20 protein-coding genes are annotated in these 21,049 nt (G+C 74.6%); 11 read left to right on the plus strand and 9 right to left on the minus strand.

Annotated features, from left to right (window positions below):
• The first annotated feature begins 28 nt into the window (after positions 1-28).
• Both HS045_RS19325 and macS read left to right on the plus strand, forming a co-directional pair.
• On the plus strand, positions 29-1,054 hold the full coding sequence (locus HS045_RS19325; RefSeq protein WP_196452697.1) for a 6-phosphofructokinase: 1,026 nt from the start codon (positions 29-31) through the stop codon (positions 1,052-1,054).
• A 122-nt stretch (positions 1,055-1,176) separates the two neighbouring features.
• Positions 1,177-2,301 carry a MacS family sensor histidine kinase gene (macS, locus tag HS045_RS19330; RefSeq protein WP_196452698.1) on the plus strand — a complete coding sequence of 375 codons (1,125 nt, stop codon included), beginning with the start codon at positions 1,177-1,179 and terminating at the stop codon, positions 2,299-2,301.
• On the opposite strand, the gene HS045_RS19335 is transcribed toward macS, so the two are convergent.
• Positions 2,279-2,908 carry a hypothetical protein gene (locus HS045_RS19335; protein ID WP_196452699.1) on the minus strand — a complete coding sequence of 210 codons (630 nt, stop codon included), beginning with the start codon at positions 2,906-2,908 and terminating at the stop codon, positions 2,279-2,281. The genes macS and HS045_RS19335 overlap by 23 nt on opposite strands.
• Positions 2,909-3,106: 198 nt before the next feature.
• On the opposite strand from HS045_RS19335, the gene HS045_RS19340 reads away from it, so the two are divergent.
• Positions 3,107-3,736: a response regulator transcription factor gene (locus tag HS045_RS19340; protein ID WP_196452880.1), complete on the plus strand. Its 630-nt coding sequence runs from the start codon at positions 3,107-3,109 to the stop codon at positions 3,734-3,736.
• A gap of 106 nt (positions 3,737-3,842) precedes the next feature.
• Positions 3,843-5,045 carry a tRNA uracil 4-sulfurtransferase ThiI gene (thiI, locus tag HS045_RS19345; protein WP_196452700.1) on the plus strand — a complete coding sequence of 401 codons (1,203 nt, stop codon included), beginning with the start codon at positions 3,843-3,845 and terminating at the stop codon, positions 5,043-5,045.
• A gap of 37 nt (positions 5,046-5,082) precedes the next feature.
• On the opposite strand, the gene HS045_RS19350 is transcribed toward thiI, so the two are convergent.
• On the minus strand, positions 5,083-5,367 hold the full coding sequence (locus tag HS045_RS19350) for a YiaA/YiaB family inner membrane protein (RefSeq protein ID WP_196452701.1): 285 nt from the start codon (positions 5,365-5,367) through the stop codon (positions 5,083-5,085).
• Positions 5,368-5,567: 200 nt separating this feature from the next.
• The gene (locus HS045_RS19355) at positions 5,568-5,825 is read right to left on the minus strand and encodes a hypothetical protein (protein ID WP_196452702.1); all 258 of its coding nucleotides are present in this window, start codon (positions 5,823-5,825) and stop codon (positions 5,568-5,570) included.
• Between the two features lie 515 nt (positions 5,826-6,340).
• On the opposite strand from HS045_RS19355, the gene HS045_RS19360 reads away from it, so the two are divergent.
• Together HS045_RS19360 and HS045_RS19365 are read left to right on the plus strand one after the other, a co-directional pair.
• Positions 6,341-6,937 (plus strand): molybdopterin-dependent oxidoreductase, encoded by a 597-nt coding sequence (locus HS045_RS19360; RefSeq protein WP_196452881.1) that lies wholly within the window; start codon positions 6,341-6,343, stop codon positions 6,935-6,937.
• A 144-nt stretch (positions 6,938-7,081) separates the two neighbouring features.
• Positions 7,082-7,840, plus strand: coding sequence for a LytTR family DNA-binding domain-containing protein (locus HS045_RS19365; RefSeq protein ID WP_196452703.1), 759 nt, complete (start codon positions 7,082-7,084; stop codon positions 7,838-7,840).
• A 596-nt stretch (positions 7,841-8,436) separates the two neighbouring features.
• Here HS045_RS19365 and HS045_RS19370 read toward each other — a convergent pair.
• Positions 8,437-9,279, minus strand: a complete 843-nt coding sequence (locus HS045_RS19370) for a deoxyribonuclease IV (protein ID WP_196452704.1) — start codon at positions 9,277-9,279, stop codon at positions 8,437-8,439.
• Between the two features lie 207 nt (positions 9,280-9,486).
• On the opposite strand from HS045_RS19370, the gene HS045_RS19375 reads away from it, so the two are divergent.
• The 4 genes from HS045_RS19375 to HS045_RS19390 all read left to right on the plus strand — a co-directional run bounded on the left by HS045_RS19375 (position 9,487) and on the right by HS045_RS19390 (position 14,107).
• Positions 9,487-10,857, plus strand: coding sequence for a glycerate kinase (locus tag HS045_RS19375; protein ID WP_196452705.1), 1,371 nt, complete (start codon positions 9,487-9,489; stop codon positions 10,855-10,857).
• A gap of 170 nt (positions 10,858-11,027) precedes the next feature.
• Positions 11,028-12,170 (plus strand): DUF418 domain-containing protein, encoded by a 1,143-nt coding sequence (locus tag HS045_RS19380; protein ID WP_196452706.1) that lies wholly within the window; start codon positions 11,028-11,030, stop codon positions 12,168-12,170.
• Between the two features lie 13 nt (positions 12,171-12,183).
• On the plus strand, positions 12,184-13,413 hold the full coding sequence (locus HS045_RS19385) for a sensor histidine kinase (RefSeq protein WP_196452707.1): 1,230 nt from the start codon (positions 12,184-12,186) through the stop codon (positions 13,411-13,413).
• Between the two features lie 70 nt (positions 13,414-13,483).
• Complete coding sequence (locus HS045_RS19390; protein WP_196452708.1) at positions 13,484-14,107, plus strand: response regulator transcription factor; 624 nt, start codon at positions 13,484-13,486, stop codon at positions 14,105-14,107.
• Positions 14,108-14,153: 46 nt separating this feature from the next.
• Here HS045_RS19390 and pgeF read toward each other — a convergent pair whose 3' ends face one another.
• The 5 genes from pgeF to HS045_RS19415 all read right to left on the minus strand — a co-directional run bounded on the left by pgeF (position 14,154) and on the right by HS045_RS19415 (position 19,419).
• Complete coding sequence (pgeF, locus tag HS045_RS19395; protein ID WP_307827594.1) at positions 14,154-14,879, minus strand: peptidoglycan editing factor PgeF; 726 nt, start codon at positions 14,877-14,879, stop codon at positions 14,154-14,156.
• A 165-nt stretch (positions 14,880-15,044) separates the two neighbouring features.
• On the minus strand, positions 15,045-17,003 hold the full coding sequence (gene pknB, locus HS045_RS19400) for a Stk1 family PASTA domain-containing Ser/Thr kinase (protein WP_196452709.1): 1,959 nt from the start codon (positions 17,001-17,003) through the stop codon (positions 15,045-15,047).
• Positions 17,004-17,088: 85 nt separating this feature from the next.
• A complete protein-coding gene (locus HS045_RS19405; protein WP_304609619.1) occupies positions 17,089-17,874 on the minus strand; it encodes a thiazole synthase in 786 nt (261 codons plus the stop codon).
• Between the two features lie 103 nt (positions 17,875-17,977).
• Entirely contained in the window at positions 17,978-18,178 is a 201-nt protein-coding gene (gene thiS, locus HS045_RS19410) for a sulfur carrier protein ThiS (protein ID WP_196452710.1), read from the minus strand.
• On the minus strand, positions 18,175-19,419 hold the full coding sequence (locus tag HS045_RS19415; RefSeq protein ID WP_374191388.1) for an FAD-dependent oxidoreductase: 1,245 nt from the start codon (positions 19,417-19,419) through the stop codon (positions 18,175-18,177). Before HS045_RS19415 ends, thiS begins: the two co-directional genes overlap by 4 nt.
• A gap of 403 nt (positions 19,420-19,822) precedes the next feature.
• On the opposite strand from HS045_RS19415, the gene HS045_RS19420 reads away from it, so the two are divergent.
• Entirely contained in the window at positions 19,823-21,004 is a 1,182-nt protein-coding gene (locus HS045_RS19420) for an NAD(P)/FAD-dependent oxidoreductase (RefSeq protein WP_196452712.1), read from the plus strand.
• The last annotated feature ends 45 nt before the right edge of the window (positions 21,005-21,049 follow it).

Consider the following 21,049-nt stretch of genomic DNA (forward strand, 5'->3'; position numbering starts at 1 on the left):
CACCTGAGAACGACCATCGGAGGATGTCATGCGTATTGGAGTGCTGACCGGGGGCGGCGACTGCCCCGGTCTGAACGCCGTTATCCGCGCCGTCGTGCGCAAGGGAGCCGGCGTCTACGGCCACGAGTTCGTCGGATTCCGGGACGGCTGGCGCGGCCCGCTGGAGGGCGACACCATGCCGCTGGACATCCAGGCGGTACGGGGCATCCTGCCCCGGGGCGGCACGATCCTCGGTTCCTCGCGCACCAACCCGATCAAGATCGACGGCGGCGTCGAGAAGATCAAGGAGAACCTGGCCCAGACCGGGGTGGACGCCCTGGTCGCCATCGGCGGCGAGGACACCCTCGGGGTCGCCACGCAGCTCTTCGAGCGGGGCGTGAAGGTCGTCGGCGTGCCCAAGACGATCGACAACGACCTCAACGCCACCGACTACACCTTCGGCTTCGACACCGCCGTCAACATCGCCGTCGAGGCGATCGACCGGCTGCACACCACCGCCGAGTCCCACCACCGCGCGCTGATCTGCGAGGTCATGGGCCGCCACGCGGGCTGGATCGCGCTGCACGCCGGCATGGCCGCGGGCGCCAACGTCATCCTCATCCCGGAGAAGCCGTTCGATATCGACCGGGTCTGCGCCTACGTCGAGTCCCGCTTCAAGACCCGCTACGCGCCGATCATCGTGGTCGCCGAGGGCGCCCACCCCGTCGAGGGGCAGATGGCGCTGCAGGCGGGCGAGCTGGACGCGTTCGGCCACGTCCGGCTGGGCGGCATCGGCGAGATGCTCGCCAAGGAGATCGAGAAGCGCACGGGCAAGGAGGCCCGCACCACCGTGCTGGGCCACATCCAGCGGGGCGGCACGCCCACGGCCTTCGACCGGGTGCTCGCCACCCGCTTCGGCCTGCAGGCCATCGACGCGGTGCACGACGGCGAGTTCGGCGTCATGGTCGCGCTGCGGGGCACGGACATCGTCCGCGTCCCCCTGCAGGAGGGCACCAGCGAGCTGAAGACCGTCCCGGCCGGCCGCTACGAGGAGGCCGAGGTCTTCTTCGGCTGATCCCTCCCGGCCGGAGTCCGCTCCGGCGGGGCTCTGGGAACGCGCGGTCCGCGGCGACGCGGGCCGCGCGTCCTGCTTTCCGCCGGCGGGGCGGCGCCGGCCGGTGCGGATAGGGTCGCCCCGTGACGGGAATCGAGGGGTCGTTCTGGCGGACGGTCGCGGTCTTCCGCGTGGCCTCCCTCGCCTACGCGGCGCTCCTGCTCGTCCGCGCCGGCGGCTACGCGCACCCGGCGGCCGGCTGGACGGTGATCGCGGTCATGACCCTGTGGACCGTGGTGACGATCTTCGCCTACTCCGTCGAGGAGCTCCGCGGCCGGCCGCTGCTCGCCGCCGACCTGGCCGTGACCGTCGGCTGCCTGCTGAGCACGCCCGCGGTCCAGGGCCCGCACCAGCAGGGCGGCATGCCGATCACCGCCACCTGGATGGGCGGCGCCGTACTGGCCTGGGGCGTGCACGGCGGGCGCCGGGCCGGAGCCGCGGCCGCGGCGACCGTCTCGCTGGCCGACCTGTGGACGCGCGGCGTGTTCGGCTCCGGCGCCGGGGACCTGCCGGTCAACGGGACGGTGCTGCTCTTCCTGGCGGGCGTGCTGGTCGGGCACGTCGCGCGGCTCGCCCGGCAGGCCGAGGCCCGCATGCAGCGGGCGATCGAGCTGGAGGCGGCCGGCCGGGAGCGGGAGCGGCTCGCCCGCGGGATCCACGACTCCGTGCTCCAGGTCCTCGCGCTGGTCCAGCGGCGCGGCCTGCGGCTCGGCGGGGAGGCGGCGGAGCTGGGCAGGCTCGCCGGGGAGCAGGAGGCCGCCCTGCGGGAACTGGTCAGGCTCCGCCCGGAGCCGCCCGCGGCGGGCGCCGCCGACCTGGGCGCCCTGCTGCGGGCGTACTCCTCGGGCACGGTGACCGTCTCCACCCCCGCCACCCCGCTGACGCTGCCCGTGCGGACCGCCGAGGAGATGGCCGCCGCGGCGGGGGCGGCCCTGGACAACGTGGCGCGGCACTGCGGGGCGCGGGCCCCCGCCTGGGTCTTCGCCGAGGAGGAGGGCGGGACGGTCACCGTGACGGTCCGCGACGAGGGGCCGGGCATCCCCGCCGGCCGCCTGGAGCAGGCCGAGGCCGAGGGGCGGCTCGGCGTCGCCCAGTCGATCCGGGGCCGGATCGCCGACCTGGGCGGGACGGTCACGGTGGCCTCCGGCCCGGGGCGCGGCACCGAGATCGAGATGTCCGTCCCGGTCAGGACGTCGGCGACGGGCTGAGCGGAGCGGTCGGCGACGGGCCGGCCGGAGCGGTGGGCGACGGGCCGGTCGGGGCTCCGGGGGTGGGATTGAGCGGAGAGGTCGGGGACGGGGCCGCCGGAGCCGAGGGCCAGGGGGAGAGCGTGGTCCGCCACTCGGTCGCCGGCATCACCGGAACCTCCAACCGGGCCGTCCCGGCCTGCTGGAAGCGCAGTTCCACGGTGACGAAGCCGCCGCCCGGCAGCCGCCGGCTCGATCCCGTCAGCAGGGCCATGGGCACCGGGCCGGAGCCGACGGGCTGCCGGACCGGCAGGTCGACGCCGCCGCCGGGGATCTCCGCCCCCTGGAAGGCGCCCGGCGCGCCGACCGCGACGAGCCGGTCGGGAGCGGTCCGGTTGTTGATCAGGACCATGTGCAGCGGGGCGCCGGACCCGGCGGCCAGCGGTTCGCCGGCGGAGCCGCCCATGACGATGACGTTCCTGATCACGATGCCGGCCTGGAACCCGTTCCCGCCGTCGTTCGGGGCCATCTCCTCCTGGCCGATCTCCGGCGCGAGCCGTTCGTTGCCGCAGGAACAGGCGGCCAGGGCCAGCGCGGCCACCAGCACCATCCTGAAACGTCGTGTCATGTGTCACTCCTCCCGGCTCGTCCGGATCCATCTCCGGCTTCCGTGGAGGGGTATCCCGCCCGTGGTCCATTTTTTCGCCATCCGTCCGGCTTTCCGGGGCGGCGGCGGACGGACGACGGCGTGGGCGGCCGGGCGGGCGGGCGGCCGGGCGGCCCGGTCCTGCGGGGCGGCGGGTAATAGGCTGGCCGGATGCGGGTGATGGTGGTGGACGACCATCCGATGTGGCGGGACGCGGTGGCGCGGGACCTGGCCGAGGCCGGCTACGAGGTGGTGGCCGTGGTCGGCGAGGGGCGGCAGGCGCTCCGGGTGGCCGCGGCCGTGCGGCCCGAGGTGGTCGTGCTGGACCTGCGGCTGCCCGACCTGTCCGGGGTGGAGGTGGCCAGAGGGCTGGCCGCGGCGGACGCGGCGCCCCGGGTGCTGGTGCTGTCGGCCAGCGGCGAGCAGGACGACGTGCTGGAGGCGGTCAAGGCGGGCGCGTCCGGCTACCTGCTGAAGTCGTCGAGCAGGGAGGAGTTCCTCGACGCCGTCCGGCGCACCGCCGAGGGCGATGCGGTCTTCACCCCCGGCCTGGCCGGCCTGGTCCTGGGGGAGTACCGCCGGCTGGCCGCCCAGCCCGTCCCGGCGCAGGGGCCGCGCCTGACCGAGCGGGAGACCGAGGTGCTGCGCCTGGTGGCCAAGGGACTGTCCTACCGGCAGATCGCCGAGCGGCTCGTGCTCTCCCACCGGACGGTGCAGAACCACGTGCAGAACACGTTGAACAAGCTCCAGCTCCACAACCGCGCCGAACTCGTCCGCTACGCCATCGAGCAGGGCATCGACGGGTCGTAGGCGGGACTAAAGTGGCCCCGGCGCGGCGTTGCCTGTGGGCGGCGGCACGCGACACCCGGCGGTCGCCCCGCGACCCTTCCCCCGACGCTCCACCGGAGGTTCCACCATGGCCGTGTCCGCACTGGGCGAGCCCTGCGTTCTGCTCAAGCTGGGCGAGGTCGTCCTGAAGGGAGACAACCGCGAGGTCTTCGAGCAGCGCTTGCAGGCCAACATCAGGGCGGCCCTGAAGGAGTTCGGCTTCAAGGTGGACGTGCGGCAGCGCCACGGCGTCATCGCGCTGTTCCTGCCCGAGGGGACGGACGTCGAGACCGCCGACGCGGTCGCCGAGCGGGTCTCCTACGTGCCCGGTCTGGTCTGGATCCACCGCGCCTGGCGGGTCGCCAAGGACCCGGACGCGGTGCTCAAGGCCGCGATCGAGCTGCTCGCCGACCGCGAGGACGTCAAGCGCGGCGTCTCCTTCGCGGTGCGCTCCCGCCGCCGCGACAAGCGCTTCCCGCTGACCTCGATGCAGCTCGACCGCACGGTCGGCGGCGAGCTCAACGACATCTACGGCCTCCCGGTGGACCTGAAGAACCCCGAGCTGGTCGTCTCCATCGAGGTGGACCGCGACGAGGTCTTCGTGCACACCGACGGGCTGCCCGGACAGGGCGGCCTGCCGGTCGGCTCCAGCGGGCGGGGCCTGGTCCTGATGTCCGGCGGCATCGACTCCCCGGTCGCCGCCTACCGGATGATGCGCCGCGGCCTGCGGGTGGACTTCCTGCACTTCTCCGGCATCCCCTTCACCACCTCCGAGTCCATCTACAAGGCGTACGCGCTGGTGCGCGCCCTGGACCGGTTCCAGGGCCGGTCCCGCCTGTGGGTGGTGCCGTTCGGCAAGGCGCAGCAGTCCATCAAGGCCTCCGGTCAGGACCGCCTGGCGGTCGTCGCCCAGCGCCGCCTGATGCTGAAGACCGCCGAGGAGGTGGCCCACCGCCTCCGCGCCGGGGCGCTGGTCACCGGCGACTCCCTGGGCCAGGTCTCCTCCCAGACGTTGCAGAACATCACCGCCCAGGACGACGCGGTGGACCTGCCGATCCTGCGCCCGCTGATCGGCCTCGACAAGACCGAGATCATGGCGGAGGCCCGCCGTATCGGCACCCTGGCGATCTCCGAGCTCCCCGACGAGGACTGCTGCACGCTGCTGGCGCCCCGCCGGGCCGAGACGGCCGCCAAGATCGCCGATCTGAAGCAGATCGAGAAGCGCCTCGACGCCGAGGAGCTCGCCGTGCAGCTGGCCGACTCGCTGCAGGAGTACAAGCTGGAGGGATGACGGCCCGGACGGCGGCCCGGACGGCGGCCCGGCGCCGTCAGTCGACCTTGAAGGGGTCGTGTTCGGCCAGGAGCTTCTCCAGCCGGGCCTGGTCGACCCGGGTGGTGACCTCGGAGAGCTCCTGGCGGTCACGCACGCATTTGGCCAGGGTGAAGGTCGAGGTCACCACGTACAGGACGCCGATGGCCAGGAAGGCGCGGACCCAGGCGTCCACCGGCAGGTAGACCAGGCCGATGGCGACGGCGGAGACGGACACGCCGAAGGACAGGACCGCCTGGACGTAGAAGGCGCCGGTGTTCCTGGGCTGGATCGCTTTCGTCATGCCGCCCAGGATCCGGCGCCGGGAGGGGGCGGCGCGTCCGTGCGGATACTCAGCCGTCCGTGAGTACGTACGGTGGTCCGCACCGCGGCGCCGGGCGCGGCCGGACGGCGCCGGGCGGCGGGGCAGGGGCGGGGCGCAGGGCGAGGCCCCGTCCGGTGCGGACGGGGCCTCGCCTGCGTGCCGTACGGAGAACCGCCGGTCTACCACAGGCCGTAGAGGCCACCGCCGCCGGTGCCGGTGCACAGGTTGGTGCTGCCGGCGCCCTGCGGGCCGGCGGCCGCCTGGCTGGCGTTGTAGTAGGAGTTGCCGAAGCCGCCGTAGCCGAAGCCGCCGAAGCCGCCGTAGCCGCCGCAGCCGCCGGTCGGGTAGCCGCCGGCCAGGGCGGCGGAGGCGGCGGAGAGCACCAGCGCGGTCGCGGCGACACCGGTGAGCACGAGGCGAGACAGGGTCTTGCTCATGGAACTGGGTTTCCTTTCTCCGTCCGGCCCACCGTGGACCGGAACTCGATCGTCTCCGGCTCCGCTCCGCCGTGCGGCGGAGCGGAGCCGGTCCCGGAACCTCAATACCCGCGACTCACCTCTTGAACACATATAGTCACTGATCGACTACTAATAGTGAATAAATGTCGTGCGAGGTGAAAAATCACCTCGATTGGTGGAGCGCTCACCGGAGCCGCCCGATGTCCAGGTCGCCGCGCTGGGCGATGTCCTCGGCGGCCGTCGGCCACTCCGCGATGGCGGTGTTTCCGTCGCCCCGCCGCGACCGGAACGAGGTGCGCATCGCCGGGAGTGCCGGTGCACCCGTCCCTCCCGGGCGGCCCCGTCCCATCTGCCGGAACGCCCCGGCCCCCGGCGTGCGGCGCCGGGGCAAAGAGGGAGCCGCCCGCCCGGCGGGAAACGGGCGGTGGCAGGATTGCCCCGTGCCAACCGGGGAAACGGCGAGGGGAGTGGTAGTGGATCAGACCGAGGATCCGCTGGAGGAGGACCGCCTGCCCCCCGGGCAGTACGTCCCCAGAGGGCGACCGGTGATCCACTACGGCAGGGTTCCGACCTTCCGCCCGGAGACGTGGGAGCTGCACGTCATGGGGGCGACCGCGTCCGGTGAGCCGCACCGCTTCTCCTGGGAGCGCTTCTCCGGGCTGCCCCGCACGACGGTCCTGGCGGACCTCCACTGCGTCACCAAGTTCTCGATCATGGGCAACGAGTGGTCGGGGGTGTCCGCGGCCACGCTGCTGGAGATCGCCCCGCCCGCGCCCGGGGCCGGGCACGTGATGATCTGGGGCGAGTACGGCTACAGCGCCAACGTCCGGATGAGCGACTTCGTCAGGGAGCGCACCCTGCTGGCGATGGAACTGGACGGCACGCCCCTCTCCCCGGAGCGCGGCCACCCGGTCCGGGCGGTCGTCCCGCACCTGTACGCGTGGAAGAGCGTCAAGTGGGTGCGCGCCGTGGAGTACCTGCTGGAGGACCGTCGCGGCTTCTGGGAGGAGCGCGGCTACCACAACATCGCCGATCCGTGGCAGGAGCAGCGCTACTCGTACCAGGAGGAACCGGGCGAAGGGCCGCTCTGACCCGGCGGCGGGACATCCAGGGCGCGGCGGCGGCCGGGGGCCGCAGGGGGGTGGCCCGGGCCCCGCTCCCTGCGGGCGGAGAGCGCGGGTCGATGCTCGGCATGTCGCTTGCGGTCCGGGTGCCCAGTGGGCAACGTGTGGGCCATGCTGCGCGTCTTGGCCGTCGACGATGATATCCCCGCCCTGGAGGAGCTGGCCCGCCTGCTCCGTCGGGATCCCCGCATCGAGCGCGTCTCCACCGCCTCCGGCGGCGTCCGTGCGCTCCAGGACATGGTCGCGATGATCGGCACGGGGGAACGGCTGGACGGCGTCTTCCTCGACATCCGGATGGCCGGTCTCGACGGCCTGGACCTGGCCAGGCTCATCACCGGCTTCCCCCATCCGCCCCGCCTGGTCTTCGTCACCGCCCACGGGGAGCGCGCCGTGCAGGCGTTCGAACTGGGGGCGGTGGACTACGTGCTCAAGCCGGTGCGCGCCGACCGGCTGGCGGAGGCCGTGCGGCGGCTGGAGGCCGCGCTGCCGGCGGCGCCCGCGCCCGCGCCGGGCCCGGAGGACGTCATCCCGGTCGAGCTCGGCGGGCGGACCCGCTTCGTCCCCCGCCGGTCGGTGCGGTTCGCCGAGGCCCGGGGGGACTACGTGCGGCTGCACACCGTCGACGGCAGCTATCTCATCCGCATGTCGCTGGCCGCGCTGGAGCGGCGCTGGTCCGGTGCGGGGTTCATCCGCATCCATCGCAGCACGCTGGTCTCGGCGCGGCATGTCGAGGAGATGCGCTTCGACGGGGGCAGGGCCGTGCTCCAGGTCGGTACCGAGACGCTGCCGGTCAGCCGGCGCCACACCCGGCAGGTCCGCGAGCAGCTGATCCGTCAGTTCCAGGACGGGCCGCCGGCCGCCAGGACATGAGCCGATGATGGTGGGTGTGGAGTCTTCCGGCGGTGTGGACGACCGTTCATCGCGGGAGGACGACCGCTCGTCGTGTCGCCACTCTCCGCACATCGATAACTACACACCGTTGGCCGCGCTGCTCGGAAAGCCGGTCTCCCCTGCTCGGACGCGCCCATAGTGTTCCTGCATCGGAGAGCCGACCACCCGGCCAGGGGGGACGGAGCCGCAGGGCTCACAGGATCTGGCGGGTGGAGTTCCGGGTGGGCGGTGGTGAACGGCCGCCCGGCCGCCGGACCCTGAACCCGGGGGGGAGGGTCCGGCGGTCTCCGGTGCGAGGGGGACGCCCGCGACGGCTCGCGGGCCGAGGTGTGATCCGGCCCCACGGGGGCGGCCGGATCACGGGCCCGGCGTCCACCGCATCCCCGGCGGCGGGGTGTCCCGGCGCCGCCGGGGCGGGCGGCAGGACCCCGCGGTGAGGCCGGGCGGCAGGACCCCGCGGTGAGGCCGGGCGGCAGGACCGGGTGGGGGAGCAGGACGGCGGCCACCGGAGCGTGACGGGGCCGCGGCGCATGGGGCGGGAAGAGCGCGGTGCGGGGAGCGCGGGCGGGGAGGGATCAGAGCCCGTCGCGGAGCTTCTTCAGCAACTCGATGTCCTCGCGGTGCTTGTCGGCGCCGCCGGGGGTCTCGATGCAGAGCGGGATCCCGGCGGCGGCCGGGTGGCGCATCAGCTCGGCGAACGCCTCGGCGCCGATGTGGCCCGCACCGATGTTCTCGTGCCGGTCCTTCTTGGAGCCGCACACGTCCTTGGAGTCGTTGGCGTGGATCAGCCGGAGCCGGCCCGGCGCGAGCGCGTGCAGGCGGTCGAGGGTCTCCCGCACGCCGTCCGCCGTCGACAGGTCGTGGCCGGCGGCGAAGGCGTGGCAGGTGTCCAGGCAGACGCCGGCCTTCGGGTGCCAGTCGAGCGCCGCCAGGTAGGGTTCGAGCTCCTGGACGGTCGCGCAGAGCATCCCGCCCTGCCCGGCCATCGGCTCCAGGAGCAGGTCGGGGCCGTCGTCGGGGAGCTCCTCCAGCAGCGGGAGCAGGCGCTCGCGCAGCTGGCGCAGGGCCTCCTCGCGGGTCTGGCTCACCGCCGACCCGGTGTGCACGACCAGCCCCCTGGCGCCGATGGCGGCGCTGCGCAGCAGGCCGTGCCGTACGGTCGCCACCGACTTCTCCAGGGTGTCGGCGCTGGGCGTGCCGAGGTTGACGAGGTAGGGGGCGTGCACGAAGGTCACCGTGCCCGACGCGCGGAGCAGCTCGTCCTGGGCCGGGTCGCCCGCGGCCAGGGCCCAGCCCCGGGGGTTGGTGACGAACACCTGGATCATCTCGGCGCCGATGTCCGCGGCGGACCGCAGTCCGCCCTTGGCGAGGCCTCCGGTGACGGAGACGTGCCCGCCGATGAGGGAGAGAGAAGTCATGATGCCGCTCAGTCTAGGCGCTGACGCCGTCCGGATCTGAGAGGTGCGCCCGGCGGGGGCAGGGGCTCGCACCCGCCGACGAGGTCGGATCCCGGTCAGGACGAATGTGATGATGGTGCTCCACATCACCGGATTCCGGGCGTGCGGCCCTGCCCGCTCGCACCGGGCAGGGCCGCACGCCCTGTGATTCTCCACCAGGGAGCAAGGTTGTCTGAGCCGTCGGGGCACATCGTCATCGCCCCGGACAAGTTCAAGGGATCGCTGACCGGAGCCGAGGTCGCCGCCCGCGTCGCGGCGGGTCTGCGCCGGTCCGAGCCGGATGTCGCCGTGGTCGCGCTACCGGTGGCCGACGGCGGCGACGGGACCGTCGACGCCGTCGTGGCCTGCGGGTTCGAGCGCGTGGAGGTCCAGGTGACCGGACCGGTCGGCGAACCGGTCCGCGCCGCCTACGCCTGGCACCCGTCCGGTGCGCCGGGTCCGTCCGGCCCGGCGGCGGCGGAGGCGCCCGGCGCAGGCGTGCCGACGGCGGTGATCGAGCTGGCCGAGGCCTCCGGGCTGCGGCGCCTGCCGCCCGCGGGGACCCGGGTGGAGACGCCCGCCGAGGTCCCGGCCGCCGGGACGCCCGTCGCGACTCCTGCGGCGGAGGCATCGGCGGAGGCATCGGCTGTGGCGTCGGCTGTGGCGTCGGCGGGTCCGGCGGGTCCGGCCGCGCACGGCGGGGTCAGGCTCGCCCCGCTCACCGCGACCAGCCGCGGCACCGGTGAGCTCATCGCGCACGCCGTACGGCGCGGCGCCCGCCGGATCGTCCTCGGCCTGGGCGGCAGCGCCTGCACCGACGGCGGCACCGGGATGATGGCGGCGCTCGGCGTGCGCTTCCTGGACGCGGACGGCCGCGACCTGCCGCCCGGCGGAGCCGCCCTGCGGGACCTGGCGCGGATCGACACCTCCGGGCTCCTGCCGCTGGACGGCGTGGAGGTCGTGGTGGCCTGCGACGTGGACAACCCGCTGCTCGGTCCGTACGGCGCCGCCGCCGTCTACGCGCCGCAGAAGGGCGCCACCGGCGAGGAGGTGGCGCTGCTGGAGTCCGCGCTGGCCCGTCTGGCCGCCGTCGCCGCGCACACCCACGGCCTGACCGGCGCGATCGAGCACGACGGCGTCGTCCGGCCGATGGGCGTCGCCGCGCAGCCGGGGGCCGGGGCCGCCGGAGGCGTGGGATTCGCCGCGGTGGCCTTCCTGCGGGCCGACATCCGCCCCGGCATCGAGTACCTGCTCGACCTGCTCGGTTTCGAGCGGTGGCTCGGCGGGGCCCGCCTGGTGGTCACCGGGGAGGGCTCGCTGGACGAGCAGACCCTGCGCGGCAAGGCCCCGGCCGGGGTCGCCGCCGCCGCGGGCCGGGCGGGCGTTCCGGTCGTCGCGGTCTGCGGCCGCCGCACCCTCGGCGACGACGAGCTGCGGGCGGCCGGCATCCGGGCGGCCTACGCCCTCACCGACCTCGAACCCGACCCGGAGCGCTGCATGGCCGAGGCGGGTCCCCTGCTCGAACGCCTCACCGCCGGGCTCGCCGCCGACTGGCTCTGACCGCCCGCGCTCCCGCCTCCGAGCGGCTGCGCCGCTCCGCCATCCTCCATTCGGAGGATGGCGGAGGTCGTCCGCCCGCCGGTGAATCGCGCACCGTCGCACGATCCGGCGGCCGGGGCCCTCCTCGCACACTCGATGAGAATCCAACGAGCTGAGGACGAGGAGAGGACATGGTCTCCACCCTGGGACTGCGGCCGGTCGGCGAGGGGGAGCGCACGCTCGCCCCCGACCTCGCCAGAGGGGTCATGCTGGCGCTGATCGCCGTGGCCAACTCCGCCCTCTACCTGTACGGCCGCCCGTACGGCATGCGGCAGCACATCATCGAACACGACCTGCCGGACCGGGTGGCGACGGCGCTGACCATGACGCTCGTGGACGGACGGGCCTACCCGATGTTCGCCGCGCTGTTCGGCTACGGCATGGTGCAGATCTGGAACCGGCGGCGGGACGACGCCGAGGGACGACGGGTCCTGAAGCGGCGGAGCCTGTGGCTGCTGGTGTTCGGGGCGGTCCACGCCGTGCTGCTGTTCTCGGGGGACGTGCTCGGGGTCTACGGGCTGCTCGGGCTCGGGCTGTGCCGGCTGCTGCGGGTGCGCGACCGGACCCTGCTGGTCCTGGCCGGAGTCTGGCTCGTCCCCGTCGCCCTGCTGTCCGCGCTGGCCTACAGCACGCCCCGCGCCACGGCGGAGCGGAGCATCTTCTGGTCGCTCGCGGTCGAGGACCCACTGGCGGCGCTGGCGCTGCGGCCGTTCGAGTGGGTGATGACCCCGGTCGGGATGACGGGCGTGTTCACCGCCGCGCTCGTGGGCGCCTGGGCGGGGCGGCGTGAGCTGCTGGCCGCACCGGGAGCGCTGGTGCGGCGGGCCGCGGTGTGGGGGCCGCTCGCCGGGGCGCTTGGAGGACTGCCCGTGGGCCTGGCCGCGACCGGGTTCCTGGAGGCGGGCGGACCCGCCGCGGTGATGGCGCTCAACGCCGTCCACGCGGTGTCGGGCATCGCCGCCGGTCTGGGATACGCGGCCCTGATCGCCCTGCTCGCGCGGCGGATCGGGACGCGCCGCGGACGGCTGGTGACCGCGCTGTCGGCCTGCGGCCAGCGCTCGATGACGAGTTATCTTCTCCAGTCGGTGGTGTTCACGGCGCTTCTGCCCCCTTATACGATCGGGCTCGGCGGCAGTCTGGGATCGGCCGCCACGGTCGCGCTGGCGGTCGGCACATGGGCCGCGACGGTGGCGGCGGCCGAGTCCATGCGCAGGGCCGGGGTGCGCGGGCCCGCCGAGACGCTGCTGCGGCGCCTGGCCTATCGGCACGGGTGAGGGTGAGGGCGGCATGCTGCGGTTCCAGAACTGGGACGGGGTATGGCGCGCCCTGCCGCTCGCCCTCCTCGGGATGGCGACCCTGATCGTGGTGACCGACCCGTCGGTGCCGTGGCGCGGCAGGGCCGTCACGGTGGCGCTGGCCGCCGCCGTGGCGGTGTGGCACTGGTGGATGGTGCTGGCGCACCCCGGCTGGCCGGAGCGGGTGCTGGCGCCGATGGCGTGCTATTTCGCCGGGCTCCTCGCCCTGACGTGGGTGCTGTCCTTGCGCCACCCGGCGTACGGGCTCCTGGTGCTGGGCTGCTTTCCCACGGCCTTCGCGGTGCTCCCCGGCCGGTACTCCTATCTCGGCGTGGCGGCCACGGGGCTCGTCGTCGTGGGCGGTCCCGCAGCCCTGCTGGACGCCGGAAGCCCCTGGCCGGTCGTGTCGGCGTTCGGCGGGGCGGCGCTGGCGGCGTTCATCGGCTGGAGCATCAGGACGCTGGAGGCCGAGGTCGAACGCCGGCACGCCGCCAACCGGGCGCTGGAGAGCGCGAACCTCAACCTCGCCCGGCTCGGGGAGGAGAACGCCGAGCTGCAGGGCAGGCTGCTGGCCGCGGCCCGCCTGACCGGTGTCGCCGGGGAGCGCGGACGGCTGGCGAGGGAGATACACGACACCGTCGCGCAGGGCCTGGCGGGCATCGTCATGCAGCTCGAGGCCGCGGAGGAGGCCGCCGCCGACGCCGACGCGGTGCGGCGGCGGCTGACCGTCGCCCGGAACCTCGCGAGGGAGAGCCTGACCGAGGTCCGCCGCTCTCTGGACGGCCTGCGGCCCGGGCCGCTGGCGGAGACCCGGCTGCCCGAGGCGTTGTCGGCGCTGGTCTCCGGCTGGAGCGCCGCGCACGAGCTGCCCGCCGCGCTCACCGTCACCGGCACCGTCCGGCTGCTGCACCCTGAGGTCGAGGTGACCCTGTATCGGGCCGTGCAGGAGGCGCTGGCCAACGTGGGCCGGCACGCCGGAGCCCGGAAGACCGGCGTCACCCTGTCGTACATGGAGGATGTGGTGGTGGCCGACATCCGGGATGACGGAGGGGGGTTCGATCCCTCCGGGGTGGCCGGCGGAGGCTTCGGGCTCACCGCCATGCGCCAGCGGGCGGTCCGGCTCGCGGGGAGCGTCGAGGTGGAGTCCGCCCCCGGCCAGGGCACCGCGATCAGCGTGACGGTCCCGGCGATCCCCGCCGAGGCCGGGCGGGAGGCGATGTGAACGGGCGGGCCGGGGACACGATGGCGGACACGGTGGCGCCGCGAACGCGGTCGGCGAGAGAGGAGGACCCGTGCGCGTACGACTCGTGATCGTGGACGATCACCCCGTGGTCCGGGACGGCCTGCGGGGCATGTTCGTGGAGCAGGCCGACCTGGAGGTCGTGGGCGAGGCGGAGGACGGCGAGCGGGGGCTGGCCGTGACCCTGCGGGAGCGCCCCGACGTCGTGCTGACCGACCTGCGCATGCCCGGTCTCGGCGGAGCGGAGTTCATCGCGCTGCTGGCGCAGCGGGTGCCCTCGGCCCGGGTGCTGGTGCTGACCACTTACGACGGCGACGACGACGTACTGCCCGCGCTGACCGCGGGCGCGGTCGGCTACCTGCTCAAGGACTCCCCGCGCGAGGAGGTCTTCCGCGCCGTACGGGCGGCGGCGGTGGGGGAGACGGTGTTGTCCCCGACCGTGGCCGCCCGCGTGCTCAACCGGGTCCGCACGCCCGCTCCCGCCGAGCTGAGCGAACGCGAACGGACCGTGCTCGCCCTGGTCGCCCGCGGCTCCACCAACAAGGAGGCCGCCGCGGCGCTGTTCATCAGCGAGACGACGGTGAAGACCCATCTGGTGCACATCTATACGAAACTGGGCGTCTCCGACCGGGCCGCGGCCGTGGCCACGGCCTACGAACGCGGTCTGCTGCCATGACGGCCCGGCGCGTCCACGACGGCGGCCGGTGCGCCGGGAATCGGCCTCAACCGGCCAGCCAGACGTAGCCGGCGAACCGGCCGGTCGGGCGCCGCCTGCGGTGGGAGAACAGCTCGGGCGACTCGATCGTGCAGCGGGCGTCGTGCCGTACGTCGCCGACCCCGGCCCGGGCGAGCTGCGCGGCGATGCCCGCGCGCAGGTCCACGGCCGGCGTGCCCCGCCGGGTGGTCGCCCAGGCCTCGGGCACCGCCGCGGCCACCTCGTCCCGCATCGCGGCGGGGACCTCGTAGCAGAGCCCGCACGCCGACGGCCCGACCAGGGCGGTCGTCCGCGCCGGCTCGGCGCCGCGCTCCGCCATCGCCGCGACGAGCGCGGGCACCACCCCGGCCACGGTGCCCGGCCGGCCGGAGTGCGCCGCCCCCACGATCCCGGCGACCGGGTCGGCCAGCAGCACCGGGGCGCAGTCGGCCACCAGCACGCACAGCGCCAGTCCGGGGACGTCGGTGAAGGAGGCGTCCAGCGGCGGGGGATCCTCCCCGAACGGCTCGGTGACGTAGCGCACGCCGGCCCCGTGGACCTGCCGCATGACCACCACGCGGGCCGGGTCCACCCCGAGCTCCGCGGCCGTTGCGGCCCGGTTGCGCAGCACCGCTCCGGGATCGTCCCCGACGGCTCCGCCGAGATTGCGGCTGTCGTACGGCTCGGGGCTCACCCCGCCGTGCCGGTCGGTGAATGCGGCCTGGACGCCGGGGGCGAGCTGGATGCGGTTCACCGGGGGAGGCTACCAGGGCCGGCGGGCCGGAGATTCCGGGCGGAGAAGGGCGGTAAGGGCCGGGAGGGGCGGTAAAGGGCCGGGAGGGGCGGTAAAGGGCCGGGAGGGGCGGCCCGGCGGGCTCCGGGTCCGTCCGGGACCGGTGCCTGCGGTGTCCGTCCGGGATCAGTGCCAGAGGGTGACCTGGGTGCCCTGGGGGACCGGCTGCCCGCCCGGCGGGAGCTGGGCCAGGACCCGGCCCCGGTTCAGCCCCTTCTTCACCTTGACCCGGAACCCGGCCGCGCTCAGCTCGTCGCGCGCGGCCCGGACGTCCTTGTAGACCACGTTGGGGATGACGATGACGTTGTCGTCCTCGTTGACGTTCTCGCCGTTGTCCTCCCACGGCCAGTGCCACTCGCCGTTGTTGCACGCCGACAGGGTCATCCGGGCCGTCGTGCCCTTGTCGACCTCCGCACCGGCCCGGGGGTCCTGGGCGATGACCGTGCACGGCTGGGCCGAGTCGGTCTGCTCGACGAACTCGGGAGCGAAGCCGGCGCTCTCCAGGACGGTCCTGGCCTGGTCGCGGTGCATCCCCGTGACGTCGGGCATCAGCAGGCCCGCGCTCACGTAGAGGGCGACCTTGCTGCCCTCCTTGACCCGGTTGCCCACGGCAGGGCTGGTCTTCATCACCTGGCCGCGCGGGACGGTCTCGCTGGCCAGCTTCTTGACGTCGCCGACGGTCAGCCCGGCCGCGGCGATCTTCTCCCGGGCCGCGTTGAGCTCCTGGCCGACCACGTTGGGCACGTTCACCCGCTTGGGACCCGCCGAGGCGATGAGGGTCAGCCTGGTGCCGGGCTTCACCTCGGTGCCCGCGGCGGGCACGGTGCGCAGCACGACGTCCTTGGGCACCTTCTCGTCGTGCTCGGCCGGTCCGATCTCGACGGCGAAGCCCTTCTGGCGGGCCTCGCCCGCGGCGAGCTGGACGTTCTGCTGCGTCAGTTCGGGCACCCGGACCGTGGTGTTCTGGGAGAACAGCCAGCCGGTCACGCCGACCGCGGCGACCATCACCAGGGCCAGCACGGTCAGCAGGATCCAGCTCCCGCGTCCGCGCCGCCCGCGGGGCCCGGGCGCGGGAGGGGCGTCGCCCGCGGTGGGCCCGGTCAGCACCTCGGCGCGGGGCTGGATCAGGGTCGGGTTGGCCGGCGCGGGGTGGGCCGCGACGCCGTACGCCGGGGAGGCCGGGCCGGACGGGAGCGCGACCGGCGCAACGGGGCCCGAGGGGACGGGACCGCTCTCCCGGGGGAGCATGCGGTGCGCGTCCACCGCGGCGACCAGCAGCGCCTTGGCGTCGGCCGGACGGGTCGCGGGGTCGCGGGCCGTGGCCTGGGCCACCAGGGTGTCCAGCAGCGGCGGGGAGCCCGGCAGCAGGGCGGAGGGGACCGGCACGGTGTCGTGGACGTGCCGGTAGGCGATCGACATCGGCGTCTCGCCCTCGTACGGCTGGCGGCCGGTGAGGAGCTCGAACAGCATGATCCCGGCCGCGTAGACGTCGCTGCGCGCGTCGGCGGCGCCGGAGGTCACCTGCTCGGGCGACATGTAGCCGATGGTGCCGATCATGACGCCGGTGCGGGTCTGGTTGGTCGCCTCGACCGCGCGGGCCAGGCCGAAGTCCACGACCTTGACGCGTCCGTCGTCGGCGAGCAGGACGTTCTCCGGCTTGACGTCGCGGTGGACCAGCCCCGCCTGGTGCGCGGCACCCAGGGCGGCGAGCACCGGGATCATGACCTCCAGGGCCTCCCGGGCGGGCAGCCTGCCCCGGTCGCGCAGCACGTCGCGCAGGGTGCGCCCGGGGACGTACTCCATCGACAGGTAGACGACGTCGCCGTCGGTGCCCTGGTCGAAGACCTGCACCACGTTGGGGTGCGACAGGCTCGCCACCGACTTGGCCTCGCCGATGAACCGGCGCACGAAGGCGGGGTCCTCGGCGAGGCCGCGGTGCATCACCTTGACGGCGACCGTGCGGTCGAGCCGGACGTCCAGGGCCAGGTAGACGGTCGCCATGCCGCCCCGGGCGATCCGGGACTCGACGCGGTAACGCCCGTCGAGGAGTCTCCCGACGAGGGGATCGGTTGGCGTCGTGTCCACCCGCCCGAGTTTAGGGGCGTTTTGCGGTCCGCATGGTCGGCCTCTCCCAAACCGATGCGCAGAGCTGCCAGTTTTATCCAGATATTTATGGACTCATTGGGGATGATGCCTCTGCGTACCGCCGCCGGGGGATCCGCCCGGCCAGCCGGGCCGCCCGGCCCGCGTCCACCGCCGCGCGCATGGCCCGCGCCATCAGCTCCGGCCGCTGCGCCCTGGTCACCGCCGTGGCCAGCAGCACCGCGTCGCAGCCCAGCTCCATGGCGAGCGCCGCGTCGCTGGCCGTGCCGATCCCGGCGTCCAGGATCACGGGCACGCCCGCGGCCTCGACGATGAGCTCGATGCTGTGCGGGTTGCGGATGCCCAGCCCGGACCCGATGGGCGCGCCCAGCGGCATCACCGCCGCGCAGCCCGCCTGCTCCAGCCGCCGCGCCAGGGCGGGGTCGTCGCCGATGTACGGCAGGACCGTGAACCCGTCGGCGACCAGCCGCTCGGCCGCGTCGAAGGTCTCGATGGGATCGGGCAGCAGGGTGCGCTCGTCGGAGATGACCTCCAGCTTGACCCAGTCGGTCTCCAGCGCCTCCCGGGCCAGCCGGGCGGTCAGCACGGCCTCGGCGGCGGTGAAGCAGCCCGCGGTGTTCGGCAGCACCTTGATGCCGCGCCGGCGCAGCACGTCCAGCACCGAGCCCCGGGCGGACGGGTCCAGCCGCCGCATCGCGACCGTGGTCAGCTCGGTGCCCGACGCGGCGAGCGCGCCGTCCAGCACCTCGAGCGAGGGCGCGCCCCCGGTGCCCATGATGAGCCGCGAGGAGAACTTCTCCCCGCCGATGACCAGCCCGTCGTCCACGCCGTTCATCCCGTTCACGCCGTCCATCCCGTCCACGCCTCCGAGCCCGTCCCCGTCTCCGCCGCCCCGGCCGCGGTTCGGCCGGCCGCTCTGCTCGCTGCTCTGCTCGCTGATCTGGCCACCGTTCACGTCACCCTCCCTGGACCGCGGTGAGCACCTCGACGCGGTCGCTCTCGGCGAGCGCGGTGGAGTCCCACGCGCCGCGCGGGACGACCTCGTCGTTCACCGCCACGGCCACGCCGCTCCGGGCGCCGGTCAGCCTCCGTACGGCCTGCGCCACGCTGGCCCCCGCGGGCAGCTCGTGCGGGGTGCCGTTGATCGTCACGTTCACGACCGCTCCCGGAAGCGGAGAGGCGAGCACAGGGCCGCCAGCCCTTCGGGATCGCCGGACTCCTCGACGAGGAGGTCGGCGGTGAGCGGGGCGAGCAGGATGCCGCCCCGGTGGTGCCCGGTGGCCGTCAGCAGGCCGGGCAGGGCCGAGGGGCCGACCAGCGGCAGGTTGTCCGGCGTGCCCGGGCGCAGCCCGGCCGTCACGTCGGCCACCTCCAGCTCGGTCACGCCCGGGACCAGCTCCCGCGCGTCGCGCAGCAGCCCCCACAGGCCCCCCGCGGTCACCCGGGTGTCGAAGCCGAGATCCTCCTGGGTGGCGCCGAGGACCACCTCCCCGTCGCCGCGCGGGACCAGGTAGACCCGCGTGCCGTGCACGGCCCCGCGCACGCACCGCGAGAGCACCGGTTCGCGGGAGCGCAGCCGCACGACCTGGCCCTTGACCGGCCGGACCGGCGGGAGCGCCTCGGCGGGCAGTCCTTCCAGCGCGGTTCCCGACCAGGCCCCGGTCGCCAGGACCACCCGGTCGCCGCGGAGCACCCGGCCGTCGCCGGCCGTCCCCCCGTCCTCCGCGGCCTCCGCGCCCGGTCCGGTGCCGGGCGCGAGTCGTACGCCGGTGACCGCGCCGCCGGAGCGCTCCACGGCGGTCGTCCAGGCGCGCAGCACGGGGACGCCGCGGCGCTCCAGCGCGGCCAGCAGCGCCGCGGTGACCCGGCGGGGGTCCACCCAGGCGTCCCCGCGGGCCAGCAGGCCGCCGCGGACGGCGGGGGCGAGCATCGGCTCCAGCCGGCGGCACTCCCGGCCCGTCAGGCGTTCGACCGGCAGCCCCAGCACGCCCATGAACGCCGCCAGCTCGTCCAGGGCCGCCAGGTCGTCGGAGTCGAAGGCGACCTCCAGCGTGCCGTCGGTGCGGTAGTCCAGGGCGTCCGGTCCGAGCCCGCTGTCGGCGGCGAGCTCGGCCGCGAAGGCGGGCCAGCGGGCCAGCGAGGCCAGGCCCAGCCTGAGCAGCGGCTCCTCGGTGTAGGTGACCTCGCTGACCGGCGCCAGCATGCCCGCCGCGACGTGCGAGGCCCCGGAGGCGGGCGCGGGGTCCGACACCGCCACGCGCAGCCCCCGGCGGGCCGCCCGCCAGGCGACGGAGAGTCCGATGATCCCGCCGCCGACGACCACGAGGTCGTAGGAGTCCGCCGGGACGGCCGCGGCCGTCCCGGCGGCGGTCGAGACGCCCGGCCCGGTGGCGGGCACCGGTGGGGCGGTGATCGGTGGGGTGTCCGATGCGGTGATCGGTGGGGTGATCGGTGGGATGTCCGATGCGGTGGACGGTGACACTGCGATCTCATGCGGCATGAATGTCCGCTCCCTTCGCCGGCATGATCCGGATCAGGTTCCTGGCGGTCGAGGGCCCGCCGACGGCCGTGCCGCGGAACCCGCACACCCGGCGGAGCGCTCACCGCGCACCGCGGGCCCACCGGTCCGGCAGGTCCGTCGCCCTCCTCTCAGCCCGGTGCGTGCCGGGCTCCCGCGCGTTTACGCCCCCACCTTAAGGGCTCGCGGATCAGACCTACCGGTGGGGATGTGTGGTAAATGTCGCTTTCGTTACCGCAGACCCGATGGCCGAGGTCGGCGCCGCCGCTTAGGGTCATGAGGTGTGAATCATGTCGTGGTGGTGGGCGCCGGCCTGGCCGGGGTGCGGAGTGTCGAGGCGCTGAGGGCGCACGGGTTCGGCGGTGCGATCACGTTGATCGGAGAGGAGCCGCACCGGCCCTACGACCGCCCGCCGCTGTCCAAGGCGGTGCTGCTCGGCGAGATCGACTCCACCGTCGTCGACTCCGACCTGGGCGCCCTGGCGGTGGACCACCGCCCCGGCGTGGCCGCCAAGGGGCTGCGGGCGGGCGTGCTGGAGACGACCGAGGGCGAGCTGGCCTACGACGCGCTGGTCGTCGCCACCGGCGCGCGCCCGATCCGGCTGCGCGGCGAGGGCCCGCAGCACGTGCTGCGCACCATCGACGACGCGCTCGGACTGCGCGCCCTGCTCCGCGAGGGGCGCAGGGTCGCCGTCGTCGGCGCGGGGTGGATCGGCGCGGAGGTCGCCACTGCCGCGCGCAGGGCCGGGTGCGAGGTGACCGTCGTGGAGGCCGCCGCGTGCCCGCTGGCGGCCGCGCTCGGCCCGGTGGGGGCCCACACCGCCTCCTGGTACGACCGGGCGGGCATCGACCTGCGGACGGGCACGATGGTGGCCTCCGTCGACCCCGGCGGGCTCACCCTCGTCGACGGCTCCACGGTCGAGGCCGACGTCGTCGTCACCGGCGTCGGGGTGCGGCCCGCGGTGGACTGGCTGGCCGGCTCCGGAGTGGAACTGGACGACGGGGTCGTCACCGACGAGCACCTGCGCACGGCGCTGCCCGGCGTGGTCGCCGTGGGCGACTGCGCGGCCTGGTGGTCGCGCAGGTACGGCCGCCGCCTGCGGGTGGAGCACTGGGACACCGCGCTGAACTCTCCCGAGGTGGCCGCGGCCACGCTGCTGGGCGGCGGATCCGGGCAGGGCGCGGTCTACGACCCGGTCCCGTACTTCTGGTCCGAGCAGTTCGGCCACATGGTGCAGTACGCCGGGCACCACGCCGACGCCCGCCTCGTCATGCGCGGAGACCCCGCCGGCACCCGGTGGTCGGCCTGCTGGGTGACCGGCGAGAGCAGGCTCGCCGCGGTCCTGGCGGTGAACCTGCCCCGCGACCTGATGCAGGGGCGCCGCCTCATCGAGGGCGGTCAGCACCTCGACGTCGATCGTCTGGCCGATCCTGCTGTAGCGTTGCGCGACTGTACGGCGGTGTGACCGCACCGTGAAGCGCCGCGAGGTGTTTGGTGAAGGGCTCAATGT

Source organism: Planomonospora sp. ID82291, assembly GCF_015711645.1.
Lineage (GTDB): Bacteria > Actinomycetota > Actinomycetes > Streptosporangiales > Streptosporangiaceae > Planomonospora.